At 53.3% G+C, this 12654-nt stretch carries 15 protein-coding genes and 1 pseudogene; 10 read left to right on the forward strand and 6 right to left on the reverse strand.

What is annotated here, in order from left to right:
- The coding region (locus ISX84_RS23275; protein WP_229884361.1) for a hypothetical protein at positions 1 to 194 on the forward strand (194 nt) is incomplete at its 5' end.
- 12 nt (positions 195 to 206) lie between these two features.
- Here ISX84_RS23275 and ISX84_RS15660 read toward each other — a convergent pair.
- Complete coding sequence (locus tag ISX84_RS15660) at positions 207 to 767, reverse strand: hypothetical protein (RefSeq protein ID WP_195821340.1); 561 nt, start codon at positions 765 to 767, stop codon at positions 207 to 209.
- A 140-nt stretch (positions 768 to 907) separates the two neighbouring features.
- Positions 908 to 1477, reverse strand: coding sequence for a hypothetical protein (locus ISX84_RS15665; protein WP_195821341.1), 570 nt, complete (start codon positions 1475 to 1477; stop codon positions 908 to 910).
- Positions 1478 to 2000: 523 nt separating this feature from the next.
- Here ISX84_RS15665 and ISX84_RS15670 point away from each other — a divergent pair.
- Genes ISX84_RS15670 through ISX84_RS15685 form a run of 4 tightly spaced genes read left to right on the forward strand, consistent with a single transcriptional unit; the run spans position 2001 to position 4398 of the window.
- Positions 2001 to 2804 (forward strand): alpha/beta fold hydrolase, encoded by an 804-nt coding sequence (locus ISX84_RS15670; protein WP_195821342.1) that lies wholly within the window; start codon positions 2001 to 2003, stop codon positions 2802 to 2804.
- Positions 2805 to 2820: 16 nt separating this feature from the next.
- Positions 2821 to 3696 carry a GGDEF domain-containing protein gene (locus ISX84_RS15675; RefSeq protein ID WP_195821343.1) on the forward strand — a complete coding sequence of 292 codons (876 nt, stop codon included), beginning with the start codon at positions 2821 to 2823 and terminating at the stop codon, positions 3694 to 3696.
- The gene (locus ISX84_RS23585) at positions 3603 to 3962 is read left to right on the forward strand and encodes an IS3 family transposase (protein ID WP_195821344.1); all 360 of its coding nucleotides are present in this window, start codon (positions 3603 to 3605) and stop codon (positions 3960 to 3962) included. Before ISX84_RS15675 ends, ISX84_RS23585 begins: the two co-directional genes overlap by 94 nt.
- A gap of 25 nt (positions 3963 to 3987) precedes the next feature.
- The gene (locus ISX84_RS15685) at positions 3988 to 4398 is read left to right on the forward strand and encodes a DDE-type integrase/transposase/recombinase (RefSeq protein ID WP_195821345.1); all 411 of its coding nucleotides are present in this window, start codon (positions 3988 to 3990) and stop codon (positions 4396 to 4398) included.
- A 144-nt stretch (positions 4399 to 4542) separates the two neighbouring features.
- On the opposite strand, the gene ISX84_RS15690 is transcribed toward ISX84_RS15685, so the two are convergent.
- Positions 4543 to 5448 carry a LysR substrate-binding domain-containing protein gene (locus ISX84_RS15690; protein ID WP_195821346.1) on the reverse strand — a complete coding sequence of 302 codons (906 nt, stop codon included), beginning with the start codon at positions 5446 to 5448 and terminating at the stop codon, positions 4543 to 4545.
- A 99-nt stretch (positions 5449 to 5547) separates the two neighbouring features.
- Here ISX84_RS15690 and ISX84_RS15695 point away from each other — a divergent pair, with 99 nt between their 5' ends.
- The 4 genes from ISX84_RS15695 to ISX84_RS15710 all read left to right on the forward strand — a co-directional run bounded on the left by ISX84_RS15695 (position 5548) and on the right by ISX84_RS15710 (position 9163).
- Entirely contained in the window at positions 5548 to 6444 is an 897-nt protein-coding gene (locus ISX84_RS15695) for a DMT family transporter (RefSeq protein ID WP_195821347.1), read from the forward strand.
- 237 nt (positions 6445 to 6681) lie between these two features.
- Positions 6682 to 6987, forward strand: coding sequence for a hypothetical protein (locus ISX84_RS15700; RefSeq protein ID WP_195821348.1), 306 nt, complete (start codon positions 6682 to 6684; stop codon positions 6985 to 6987).
- 457 nt (positions 6988 to 7444) lie between these two features.
- Positions 7445 to 8305 carry a DMT family transporter gene (locus ISX84_RS15705; protein WP_195821349.1) on the forward strand — a complete coding sequence of 287 codons (861 nt, stop codon included), beginning with the start codon at positions 7445 to 7447 and terminating at the stop codon, positions 8303 to 8305.
- A gap of 480 nt (positions 8306 to 8785) precedes the next feature.
- On the forward strand, positions 8786 to 9163 hold the full coding sequence (locus tag ISX84_RS15710; protein ID WP_195821350.1) for a nuclear transport factor 2 family protein: 378 nt from the start codon (positions 8786 to 8788) through the stop codon (positions 9161 to 9163).
- Between the two features lie 111 nt (positions 9164 to 9274).
- On the opposite strand, the gene ISX84_RS15715 is transcribed toward ISX84_RS15710, so the two are convergent.
- From ISX84_RS15715 to ISX84_RS15725, 3 genes are all read right to left on the reverse strand, one after another.
- Entirely contained in the window at positions 9275 to 9457 is a 183-nt protein-coding gene (locus ISX84_RS15715; RefSeq protein WP_195821351.1) for a hypothetical protein, read from the reverse strand.
- Positions 9458 to 10278: 821 nt separating this feature from the next.
- Positions 10279 to 10704, reverse strand: a complete 426-nt coding sequence (locus tag ISX84_RS23280; protein ID WP_229884363.1) for a hypothetical protein — start codon at positions 10702 to 10704, stop codon at positions 10279 to 10281.
- A gap of 177 nt (positions 10705 to 10881) precedes the next feature.
- Positions 10882 to 12135, reverse strand: coding sequence for an alginate export family protein (locus ISX84_RS15725; RefSeq protein WP_195821353.1), 1254 nt, complete (start codon positions 12133 to 12135; stop codon positions 10882 to 10884).
- Between the two features lie 237 nt (positions 12136 to 12372).
- Between ISX84_RS15725 and ISX84_RS15730 the strand changes: the two are divergent.
- Positions 12373 to 12560, forward strand: a pseudogene (locus tag ISX84_RS15730) (IS3 family transposase); the annotation flags it as partial.
- Positions 12561 to 12654: the final 94 nt, after the last annotated feature.

The raw sequence follows: 12654 nt of genomic DNA on the forward strand, positions 1-12654 counted from the left end.
GAATGGCAACGGCTGATCCGAAGCAACCCGAAATTCAAAGAGCTGCCGTTTATCGATTGAACTCGAAAGGCAGCCCGTCCCGCAATCCCGACCTTTATCGCCAATCCATTGTCCGGTCCGGGCTGGCATCCGTCGACAGACCAGAATTGTCGGATGTCGGCAGCGAGCCCAAAGTCCCTGATGCTGCGCTTTGAACGAATGTACTCTCACAGAATTTCTGGAAGTTCTGGTTCGGCTTGTTGCTCGTGTGTTTGGAAGAAGATTGGGGTTTCTGATCGAGCTTCTCGCAGTTCTGGCACGCGTCCAGTCTCAACAAACCTTCCGACGTAGAACAGCCCACTGTAGAACTTGGACGCAGGGTAGCCTCTAAATTTGGAGCCTTCCGCTGAAAGGCGAGTGGCTATGTCCGTGGCCTTGATACACGAAATCGAAGTACGGACGTCAAATGAAGACGGATCAAGCGTAAAGCCGAAGCATCCGATTTGTCCCTCGTGCACTACGTATGTGCCTGATTTATGCAGGTATACGTCTGATCCGCACCACCAACCTGTATCTTTGAACAGGTCGATGGAAGCCGTGGAATCACCGTCACCAATGGTGAGTTCTCTGTTCCAGTCGCTGTGAAAACCGAACATGGGCGTCACAGACATGGTTACAGTCGCGCGACCGGGAAGATTGGCGATAGCCGCGTATTCTGAAGAGCAAGCCGACAGCGCCAAGAGCGCACCAAACGAGCAAATGAAGATGCGTAATTCTCTAAGGGTCATTATCCGCCATCAGTTACTCAAAACTGTCAATGGCGCAAGTGCAACGAATTGGTGCTTCGTCCGCATAGCGGACTTTCACGGGTACAAATAGTAGGAGCGGTCAGTGTGGTCTGGCGTCAATGTCTGCTCTGAGCCCAAAACTACGGTTCTACGCAAGCCGAATTCTGATCACAGGCCGTATAAGGTTGGTCGAACAATGTGATCATCGTGAAATTAGTAGACGGCTCTCGCATCGCAATGACGATAGTCACCCAGTTTTCTGTTTCGTGGTAGAAATTTGAGCTGGACCAAGTTGTCTCGCTGAATGCCGCATCTATTGCTGGGTTTGGATGTTCGAAATCATCCAAGAGCTTCTTTGCTACAGTTGCAATTTCATTCGACACAGTATCTCCGTATGGAACGGTATCCCTTGCGCACTTTTCGGTAGTATGTTGAGCTTCACCCCCGGTGACGACTACTAACACATTGAAGCTTAATGCTTTGGATAGGCGCTTGGGGCCATCTATCACATTTACTGTTGCTGCGCTTTGATCTAATTCACTGAGAAATTGAGAGACACGCGAAGCGTTGATCTCACCAAAATCCGAGCACAAAATTATGCTGTCGGCATCAAGCAACGCAGAGTTGCTGTTGAAAGGCGTCGGTATGTCTGCCAACGCAGAGCATGGGGTGACGCAAACCGCGATGATAGTGGCCAGAAGATTTCTCATTGGATCAGATACTATCAAGATTGCTTATGCCTCAAGGCAAAGTTCATGTAAGTGAGTTGGAAAGAAGCGAGGTGCGCATTCACGTCACATGAAAGTCGGCTTTGTCCCGCACGCGGCACCATCGTCCACCGTAGGTGAAAGTTCCCTTTGGATCAGAAATGCTAAACGTTTGGGTCAGTATTGCATGACGCGACCCATTGTTAGGATGCAGCAAATCCGCCTAATCGAGTTAAAGATGCGCGACTTTCCACACAGAGCCAACTTAGAACGTCAGATGACTTTGACCGTCACGTCAACAACTGACCTACAAAGGCAAAGCTGATCGTTGAATTGGACGCAACGAAGGTCTTGAAAAAGCCCATTTTTGTCGATGCCGCGCTAAGGGCGAAGGTCGTCAGTGTGCAATTTTACCGCAGAATTAATTGAAAATTAATTAATACTAACGCAGTGTTTACGCGCCGAGTCACCAGAGCTGCATGCCGAGCTGTTTCAGTGCGCTGAGAGCTTTGGGAGTACACATCAAATGATCTTGGACGACACACTGGCCAGTAACAATGTCACCGTCCTTGGAGCGGGAAACAAAACGCTGGTTTTGGCCCATGGATTTGGGTGCGACCAGACGATGTGGCAATTGTTGACGCCCTATCTGGAGCATGACTTTCGAATTGTCCTGTTCGACTATGTCGGATCGGGAAAATCTGATCCAAGAGCATTCAAAGGCGAAAAATATTCAAAGCTGGAAGGCTATGCGCAAGACATCATCGACGTCTGCGATGCGTTGGACCTATCGGATGTCACCTTGGTTGGGCATTCTGTCAGTTCCATGACTGGGTTGATTGCGGCGATTGAGGCCACTCACATCATCTCGAAGCTGGTGATGGTCTGTCCATCGCCGTGCTTTCTAAATGATCCGCCTGACTACCAAGGTGGCTTTGAACGGGCAGATTTGGAAGAGCTGCTAGGGCTCATGGACAGGAACTATGTCGGATGGGCTAATCATCTGGCCCCTATTGTCATGGGTGTAAGTGGGGCCGACATGGTTGAGACGCTCGCAGACAGCTTTTGTTCGACGGACCCGCTTTTTGCGAAGACCTTCGCACGTGTTACCTTCTTTTCGGATTGCCGGGACCTGCTGTCGAAGGCGAAGCAGCCAACCCTCATCTTCCAGAGCACCGAAGACACGCTTGCCGCTGTTTCAGTGGGCGAGTTCGTTAAGGCTCAGATGATCAATGCCCGGCTAGAAATAGTCGAAGCGAACGGCCACTGTCTGCATATGACCCATCCTCGCGAGATTGCGCCAGAATTGGCGCGATTTGCACTTGAGTAGGTTTGATCGAAGCGACATGGTCGATATCGACCATTTTCCCTGCGGGTGTCTGATCACCACGCGCGATCAGAAAATACTATTTTCGAACAAATACTTCGAAGAAGAGCTGGGTTGGACCGCGAAGGTGCTGGACATGGCATCGGTCCACAAGCTTCTGACGACAGCCTCGGTGGCGTATTGCAACAGTTACATTGTTCCAACCGTCTTGAAAGAGGGTCGGTGCTGTGAGTCCCAGCTTTCAGTTGTCGACATTACAGGTGCCAGACACCCGAAGGTGGTCAGTGTCAGGCGCTTGCCAAATAGCAACTTTGCATGGGTCTTTGTGGAGGCGGAAAAAAGAGACAAGCTGTTTCACGAACTCGAATCCACAAGGCTTGAGCTGCAAAGCCAAAAGGAACAGCTGGAGCAACTATCCTTGACGGACGCCTTGACGGGTGTTGCCAATCGACGCGCTTTTGATGCCGCCGCCCGGCGCATCTTCGCGGATGCAGACCGGTCCGGGGCGGCGGTGGCAGTTTTGATGATGGACATCGATAATTTCAAATCCATCAATGACGCGCATGGTCATGAAGTCGGGGATGAGGTACTTTTGGCGCTTTCCGAAGTATTGCAAGCCACTTGCCGGGAAGTGGATACCATCGCCCGCGTTGGTGGTGATGAATTTGTCTGCATTCTGACCGCTTCTTCCTTGGCGGACGCAGAATCAGTTTGCGAAAGGATACATTTGGAGATTGCGAACCGGATCGGTGACGTCTGCAAGTTCACGGTCAGTATCGGCGTTTCGGGGCGAACGGTGACATGTCCGCATCCTGCTGCTCAAGTACTAAGACTGGCCGACATGGCGCTGTACGACGCAAAAACCGCAGGCCGAAACCAAACCAGAATTCAATAGCCGAAGCCGGGTGTCTTGCAGCGCTGAGACTGAATGCGCCCTGGCGGAATGGCTACCGCAAGATCACAGAGCTGCTGCGTGTCGAAGGCTGGTCAGTCAATCACAAGAAGATTGAACGACTTTGGGGCGAAGAGGGCCTCCAACGCCCGCGACGGCACAAGAAACGCAAACGGCTGTGTCACAATGACAGCTCGATCATCCGGCTCCGACCGCAATATCCCAAGCACATCTGGAGCATTGATTTTTGTTCACGACAAGCTGAGTAACGGACGGACCTACAAGATGTAGACGGTGCTGGATGAGTGCACTCGCGAGGCGCTCTGCGTCGCGGTCAAACTGACGATGAACAGCGCAGATATGCTGGATGCGCTGTATCCATTGCTACTGCAAAGCGGGAAGCCGGAGTACGTTCGTTCGGACAATGGCTCAGAGTTCATCGCAGCGGCACTGCAAGACTGGCTGAGAAAGGTCGGGATCAAAGCCAATTCAGATCTATTCAGGATCGCCGTGGGAGAACGGTTACAACGAGCGCTTCAACGGAGCTTTGCGCTGCAAAATCCTCAACGCCGAATGGTTCCATACACAAAACAGGCACAGATCGTCACCAATACATGGCTCAGACAGTACGATCGTGTCCGACCACATCAGGCCCTAAACATGCGACTGCAAGTCGCAGAAACCTTGCTCAAAAGTGGCCCATAGAATTGGGGCTGGACAATACCTATGCAGCAAAAACGGTGGTTATCGCCGGTGGTAAAACCGTCTGAGTTTTGGTGCATCCTGCGGTGTTGAGAAAGGTCGGAACGAGCCCAAATCAATCGATGCTGCACGAAGCGTGAACGGCTACTATTCTGCTAACTCCCTTTTTAGCCAATCGATAAGGTGGTCTGTCTTTGGGTTATGATTGCGGTTCCCACCGCGAAAAACAGATATTTCTGTCGGGCGCCTCAGAATTTGTGCGCATGGCCTTATCAACTTGCCCTCTGCAATCACGCCTTCGGTCGTGCGTCTCCATCCAAGTGCAACACCTTGGCCCGCTACAGCAGCCTGCAATGCCACAGGATAGCTGTCGAAAGACACAACGCGCGGGCGCTTCGGTTGCTGGGCACCGATGCCTTTGAACCAATCCCGCCATTCCATCCAGTCTTGCGGAGAAACGGAATGCGACAGGAGCGGGAAAGCCGCCAGATCGTCTGGGTCCATTGGAAGTGTGTGACCGGATACGAGCGATGGCGCGCAAACCGGAAAAATATCGTCGGCTGCAGTGAATGCCAGACGTGCTGAACCAGAAGCGCGACCCGATGTTTGAATGGCGACATCGAAACCTTCCTCTGTTTCTGTCAGCGGTTTCAGCGAACTGACAACACGCAGTTCAACACCCGGGTTCTGTTCATGGAAACCGGCGAGACGTGGCATGAGCCAATAGAATGCCTCGCAAAGCTGGCAGTGCAGCACCAGTTCGTTCGACCGCCTTTTGCCTTGAAGCAGCGCAATCTCAGCGGCAACGTCAGTGAGAGCACCCCCGACTACTCGTCCAAGCCGTCTGCCCGCATCCGTCAGAAACACCGCTCTGTTGCGGCGTTCAAACAGAGGTATCCCCAACTCCTTTTCCAAGAGACCAACCTGTTTGCTTATCGCCGTCTGGGTCATGCCGAGTTCGTCTGCGGCCATGGAAAAGCTCTCATGCCGTGCTGCGGCTTCAAACGGTCTTAAGCGTGACAACGGCGGTAAGTGGTGGGTTGGTCTATTCATAACTTTAGCTCATGCGAATTGAACAGGAATTCCTTTTTCATCTGAGAGCTTACATGATTTTTATGGGGTATTGATGGGTAACGGTCACTTGGGCAAAGCATGGCAGATTCCACACACGAAAATCGCGCGCTCGGTCCGATCCTTGCGATTGTTGCGTCTGTCGCGGCCTTATCGTTGGGAGATGCCGTCATAAAGGCAACGGGCCTGTCACTGCCGCTTTGGCAGATGTACGTCCTGCGCTCCGCTCTTGTCCTGCCCCTGTTGTGGTGGCTGGCTCGCAGGCAGGGGCCGGTGAAATTATTTGCGCCGCTTTGGATCCTGGTACGCTGTACGCTCCTGGTTATCATGTGGCTGAGTTATTACGCGTCTTTGCCTCAGATGCCATTATCTCTGGCCGCTGCCGCCTACTACACGGGGCCGCTTTTTATCATCGCGCTTTCCGCAGGAGTTGCGCAACGATGGCCTGCTCGCCGCGCGATCCTGGCTATAACTTGTGGTTTTGTTGGCGTGTTGATGATTATCCGCCCCGAAAACTCGAATTTCGAAATCGCGACCCTGTTCCCGGTCATCGCCGCCTTTCTCTACGCCTGTGCGATGGTGCTGACATCTGCAAAGTGCAGCAAGGATAGTCCCTTCGTTTTGGCCTTGGCACTGAACGTCGCTTTCATCGTAACTGGTGTACTCCTTGGTCTTTTCTCAGGCTATAAAGAGTCGCTCATCCTCGGCCCGTGGCAGCCGCTTGATCTGGCTCTATTCGGAACCATCGCGATTCTCGCTGTCCTGATCCTGATCGGGAGTGTCGGAGCGGCCTATGCTTATCAGAAAGGGCAACCAACGACGGTCGCCACGTTCGACTATAGTTATCTGATGTTCAGTCTTCTCTGGGGAGCATTGTTTTTCAACGAGTTACCCGGCACCATCAGCTTAATAGGTATATTCGTCATAGCGTGGGCAGGTTTTTTGGCTCTGCCATCGAAGGTCTGCGGAAAAAAATAAGAGAGTGGAGTTGATAAAATGAGTATTGAAATCTGGTTGGCCTATGTGGCGGCCACAGTGATCATCTCCCTCATTCCAGGACCGAGCGTATTCATAGTCCTTGGCTAAACCTTGTCGCACGGATTGAAAGCTGCGGCCTACTGCGTCGTGGGAGATGTCTGTGGTGGGGTCGTTGTTATGACCGCATCCTAAGCAGGTCTTGGTGTCATTCTGGCAGCGACGAGCGAGGCGTTCTTGGTGCTGAAATGGGCTGGCGTAGCCTACATGGCGTTGCTGGGATACGCCCAAATCAAAGGCGCACGCCAACTTCGTGAAGAAGACTTGAAAGACATAGCATTTAGCGATGCGCATAGCCAGGGCGCCGCACACGTGCAGCAACCCGCATATCGCGGGCATCTTGCGTTTGGCTTCCATCTCAGCACGGGCTCGCTCATCGGCTTCGCGCTCACAGGCGGCGTGAAGTCTCAGAATATCCTCACCCGAATACCGTTCCGCGCGATCAATCTCGTTTCCAAAACTAAGCCAACTTCGGCAAAGGTTTAGGGGGCCAAGATATTATTCGCTACCTACACCAATTTCTGGGACGCGGCGGGCAACTTGTCGTTACACAGCGAAACCACTCTAGAGACCGCACTTAGATCGAACGCTTCTTCAGTTCTGACGAAAGTAAGGTCTTCAGTCTAATTCATGGATACACAGGCCGGAAAACGGGCCACTTAAAGGGCTATGATCCGACAAAGAACGCCGTCTTTGACACAGATGAGATCTATGGACTCATCCCCCGTTACTTCGTGGACGAATACTCGCCGGATAGTCGGACAAAAGGTGGCTGCCTTTTGCACTCGGGTCAGCCCCATACACTGCTTGCAACTGCGCGATGAATGCTAGCGTATCTGCACTAAATGTGCTGTTTTTTGCCATATTCACCTCCAAAACCGCCCTTTACACAAAATTCGCAACTTGGTACCTACGTACCTTTCCAGATTTAAGGACCGATCCCGTGACGGACAATACCAAGGGATTGCTTTGGGCTCTGCTTGCCGCAGCGCTTTTTGCAGTTGTGATCGCCATGGCCAAAATCGCTGTCGTTGACTATCACGTCCTGCAAATCCTGTTTTTTCGGCAGGTCGTCGTTTTCCTGTCATCGCTGCCTGACATCGCCAAGACGTTCCCAAATAGCCTGAAAACCAAGAGGCCCGGGTTGCATACAGCGCGACTGATCGGAGCATTCACAGCACTCTCATGTGGTATCTGGGCGGTGGCTTTGCTTCCCCTTACAACAGCTACAACGCTTGCCTTTTCCCAAGTGTTTTTTGTGGCGATTATGGCGCTCGTCTTTTTGAAAGAACCTGTCGGACCGCACAGGATAGGAGCGGTGATCGTCGGGTTCCTCGGTGTCGTGGTGGTGATGCGACCGGGCGTCGATGGCTTGATAGACATCCATTCACTCATCCCACTGCTCGGAGCAGCCGGTGCGGCCGTGGCTGTCACCGCCGTGCGCAAATTGAGCCAGACAGAGTCCACGGCGACCCTGTTGGTCTTTCAATCCGTGTTTGTCGGCACACTGGCCGGAATACCGTTGCTCTGGTTGTGGGTAACGCCTGATCTTTTCGGATGGCTGTTTCTGATCGCAATGGGCATTCTCGCAACGCTTGGTCAATGGGTCGGCGTGCGCGCTTTGCGCTTGGGGGAGGCCAGCGTGGTTGGCAATATGGAATACAGCAAACTCGTCTACGCCGCCGCCCTAGGCTACGCCCTCTTCGGCGAGATCCCAGACGGCTTCACCGTCATAGGAGCCACTATCATCGTCGCATCTTCGATTTACATTTTCAGGCGAGAGCGGCGTCTGAAATCTTCGTAGGCCTAGAGCAGTCATTCGGGACCAAGGCTTGAACGGCGGCAAGGTCCCGCGTCGCCGCCACCGAAACTTGTGTATGATACTTGTTGAGGGGGGGGCTTCGGGCGGCGACCAATTCTAAAGAGGTCATTCGCGACAGACGATGCAGAAGCCTCAAGCACATCTCTTTCAACTCGCGCAATGCGTGCGTTCGCTAAGAATGACATCCATACCATCGGCGAATTGAAGCGCTTGCTAAGTGAAGGAGGGGAGACTCACATCAAAAGCTGCATGTTTGGCATCGGAGCGGTGACTGCGGAGGAGGTTCTGCAGTTTCTGGGTGAGTGTTGGGCACGCACGAGGGTCTGCAGTGATGAGTTTTTTTGACGCGGCCCATTGCGCGGGATGTCAGCTGTGCGCTGTTTCAGAGGTGCGCATTGATCCCAGTCAAGGCAAACGCTTTGGAGCCGTGTCACGTTCGTGCAAACCAATAGGAGGCCCCTTATGGAAGACCTAGTCAAACTGGGACGCGAATTCGTTCAGGCGATGCAGGATCGTCGCGGTATTTCTCATGTGGAGGACATCTATGCCGAAAACGCGGAGTCGATAGAGGCCGTTGTGCCACCGGGGAGAGATGTACGGATCGCCAAAGGGCGGGGTGCGATCAAAGCGAAACGGGAGGATTGGCTGGCAAAGCACGAGATCCACAAGTTGGACGTAGACGGGCCCTACGCCCATCCACCGAACCGGTTCGGAGTGTGCTACGAGGCCGAGGTGACGCAGAAGGCCACCGGTCGGCGAATGAACCTGCGCGAGATTGCAATTTACTCAGTTGAAGAAGGCAAGATAGTCCGGGAAGAGTTCTTCATGCTGCCGAAGTAGAAATAACACGCGCCTCGCTGAAGCTGGCGAAGGGAAAGAAACGTTTTAGTTTTCCCGCCCTCTTTGCGGCGCGAGGTGATGATTGCGCTGTTGCGCGCAAGTCTCAGAATCTCAACCTTGGTTCGCGCCACGCATTCGACGGACACTCACGCGGATCGCGCGCCAATGTGCCGCCTCATCGTCGTTACCGGCGTCTCTGAAGCGCCTCTCGCGCCGGGCAGCCTCGACTTCGGCTTTGTCGCCACGCGCGCGATATAGAGCGTGAGCAATTTCTGCGGTTTTGATGACTTCCATGAAATTTCCTCCCTTGCTTCTTGGGGCGATGCAAAGCTAGAGGCGACCGGCGGAACTGATACGAACGGAATGCTACAAAGGCAACGACAAACGGAGCAGTTGACGCGCTCTCTGACCACTCAGATGGGCTTGGCCGCCATCAACTCTATGGGATCGTCGAATCCGATCGCGGCCCCCTATACGTACTAAAAGTATACACGTTCGGTCATGATTGATCAAACCCGCAAAGGCTCCGAAGCTGTCGCGAATGAGCTAGGACCCGAGGGGCAATGCTCCTATGCCAGCGATAGCAAATCTGGAGCATGTTTGTCCCGTTGCGGAACGCATCGGGGAACAGTTGGCGGGGTTCCGAGGATAGCAAACGACGGAACCACAGCTCTTGGCGGTCGATGCTCAATGCGAAGGAGAAGATTCTTGAGCGGTTCAGTTCCATCACTACCGCGGCCATCCCTCAATCCGTACTTTGTTTCGATTTTGCTTACAGAGTATAGACAGTCGAGGGCAATCGCAGTGTCAATATCGTGTACGCAAAAACACATACAAGGTTATAGTATGATGCCGTCGCAGCTTCGCATGGCAAGTAAAGTACTTCGAATTGGCACAAGGGAATTGGCGGAAGCCGCTGGAGTTTCGTTTACAACGATCAGTCGCTTTGAGACTGAGAAGGGCGGCCTTCAGCACAACAGCGCAGAAGCCCTTAGGAAAGCGCTGGAAGCTAGTCGATGAATGATCCATGAAGATGATAGATCTCGCCGTTCAATCCGAAAGCAGTAGCTAAGGCAACGCAATATGCTCCGCACAGCACTCTGTGCCAGAGTTCCTTACTCGCTCCAGGGACATAAGCCAGCGTTCACCACTGCGGCTTGTATTAGTACACGGCCAAGATAGTCCGCGTAAATGACGGAGATACATTCTGGGCCAACATCGACCTTGGCTTCAATGTCACCCTGAATAATGAACCGTTGAGCCTGCATCGTGTTAATACGCCTGAGGTGTGCGGAGAGGAGAAGGAACATGGGCAGCAAATCCGCGACATACTTGCAGCTCGAATTGAGGGGCGAGAAGTCATCATCTGTACGATCCAACGTGAAGATGGCGACGAAAAGAAGGGCACGTTCCACCAATATCCTGCCAAGATTTGGGTTGGGGATAAAAACATCAATGATTGGTTTCTGGATAATGGTTATGCAGTCTTTGATGATCGCAAACAGAACATAAGCCTGATCCAGCAGCGATAGCTGGTACATGGGAAACGAGGAAGAATCCTCATTCAGGTTTGACGGGCCAACTGCCGCGTTTTGCGTATACGCGTCATTGTACGATGCTGGTTCAGAACTTTACTCAATATTTTGGGGCGAGCGAGCGCGAACAAGTACAACAGCATCTCGAAGAGGCGTGCCATGATAGAAACCCCCTCGTGTGGATCAGAAGTAAACGGACAGGCGCATGTAGACGCGGCTGGCGTGGCTGCGGTCGGCATAGGCGGGACCGGGCATAAAGCGGCCAACACCGACCTCAAGTTTGGATGTCTTGGTTGGCCGCCAAGCACCCGCCAGGCTGATTTCAGAACCGATAAAATGCGATGCGCCAGTTGTCGCTCCCTTGATCCGGGCATCAGGCCCCAAGGTGGAACGGTTTGGCTGTACGTAGATATGGGCACCGAGATCGGCGGAGAACTTGCGCGAAGGCCGCACCCCATAGGCCAGCGTCCCCACCGAGAGGTTGGTCAATCCCGGCTGGAACACATAGCCATAGCGATGAAATTGGGTTTGGCCGCCATCTTTCGTTTTATTGCTGTGCAATCCGCTTTGCAGAAAGCCCGGTGTGCCGATGGCAAAACCGTAGGTGATCTGTGGGTTCCAACGGCCTGTTTCAAGTTTTTGGATGATGCGCGCGTCCACGCCGACCCCAAGTGACCGCCCATCAGCTGCATCCCCAATCACAGTGGCCGCATTCATTTCATAAGAGATTCCAGACGATATTTGATCACCGAGATAGGCAGACAAATGTAGCCGGTGTCTGTCACCGTCATGCTCGGAGATCACAAAGGCCCCGGCGCGCCGCTTTTCCGCAGCTCTGGACGAATGCAGCACAAGGTATGTCGCCGTCACGTCTCTCGTGCCTTGCACGGCTGCAAATTCAAACGCCGCATTTCCCTGTTTTGAGGCGTAGTGCACCCCGTCCACGGATGCATCTGCCACCCATTTGTGCGGATCAGAAAACCGCAACCGACCGATGCTGATCTGACCGGTGGCGCTGGTGGGAAAGGAGAGCAGTGCTTCTTTCACATTGGATTGCATGATCCGGCCATAGGACCGCCGGTGCGTCCGCTTGTCCCGCATGTCGAACTCTGCATGCAGGAAGCCTGTGATCCCTTGTCCCAGATCGGCGCGGGCAGCAAATCCAAGATAGGCGGCGAATTCATCCTTCCGGTCGCTCACCGCGTCATCGCGCTTGATGTCGCACTCCCCAAGGAACCGCAGGTGGCTGTAGGCGGAGATGCGCAGCCAATCCGTGATGACCCGCTTCGTTTTCTTTCTCTTGGTGATGTCAAAGACGACCGGTGCTTGCGGAATGTCTTTGCTGCCCGCTAACGCTTCGGTGGACCCCGTTGCTACCAAGATAGAGCAGGCGATCGCCACAGCGACACCTTGCCTGATTTGTGTAATCGTTACCATAAAACCGCTCTCGCACTGACTGTGTGGGAAGAGGATTACGGTACAAGAGAGCTTGCGAGCAGGCCTGCAAAGGGACACCGGAGGCAAAACCTGGGTAGATGCAATATACTTAGGTATACCTTTTCAGACCAAGACCCTGGTCAGAATGCAAAACGTTGCCAATCAATCTGCCACCTCCATCTGACCCTCTTCCACAGAAGTGGTCCGGCAGTATGGTCAGGAAACGGGGGGCCAAATATGGACATCAAACGACACAAGCCAGAAGAGGCCGTTACTAAGCAACGGCAGGTTGCGGTGGTGCGCGGGCAAGGAATCCCGCGTGGGATGCCATCCGGCAGGCGCAGATAACCCAGCAGACATTCTATCGCTGGTGCAAGCGGTATGGCAGACTGGGTTCCCAAAGCGACCAGGCAGTCAAACTTAAAAATAACGTACCAACACTCGGTTTGACTATCGCAACCGGTGGCTTCGGTTCATGCATTTGCCCACCGAAGGCAAAGTGCAAATGCCATTGTACCG

The organism is Roseobacter sp. MH60115 (genome assembly GCF_015644665.1).
GTDB lineage: Bacteria > Pseudomonadota > Alphaproteobacteria > Rhodobacterales > Rhodobacteraceae > Roseobacter.

Coding starts and splice junctions, on each gene's coding strand:
- ISX84_RS15675 (WP_195821343.1), top strand. CDS start 2,821: ATGGTCGATATCGACCATTTTCCCTGCGGGTGTCTGATCACCACGCGC.
- ISX84_RS15710 (WP_195821350.1), top strand. CDS start 8,786: ATGGAAGACCTAGTCAAACTGGGACGCGAATTCGTTCAGGCGATGCAG.
- ISX84_RS15695 (WP_195821347.1), top strand. CDS start 5,548: ATGGCAGATTCCACACACGAAAATCGCGCGCTCGGTCCGATCCTTGCG.
- ISX84_RS15715 (WP_195821351.1), bottom strand. CDS start 9,457: ATGGAAGTCATCAAAACCGCAGAAATTGCTCACGCTCTATATCGCGCG.
- ISX84_RS15725 (WP_195821353.1), bottom strand. CDS start 12,135: ATGGTAACGATTACACAAATCAGGCAAGGTGTCGCTGTGGCGATCGCC.
- ISX84_RS23280 (WP_229884363.1), bottom strand. CDS start 10,704: ATGTACCAGCTATCGCTGCTGGATCAGGCTTATGTTCTGTTTGCGATC.
- ISX84_RS15690 (WP_195821346.1), bottom strand. CDS start 5,448: ATGAATAGACCAACCCACCACTTACCGCCGTTGTCACGCTTAAGACCG.
- ISX84_RS23585 (WP_195821344.1), top strand. CDS start 3,603: ATGTCCGCATCCTGCTGCTCAAGTACTAAGACTGGCCGACATGGCGCT.
- ISX84_RS15665 (WP_195821341.1), bottom strand. CDS start 1,477: ATGAGAAATCTTCTGGCCACTATCATCGCGGTTTGCGTCACCCCATGC.
- ISX84_RS15660 (WP_195821340.1), bottom strand. CDS start 767: ATGACCCTTAGAGAATTACGCATCTTCATTTGCTCGTTTGGTGCGCTC.
- ISX84_RS15670 (WP_195821342.1), top strand. CDS start 2,001: ATGATCTTGGACGACACACTGGCCAGTAACAATGTCACCGTCCTTGGA.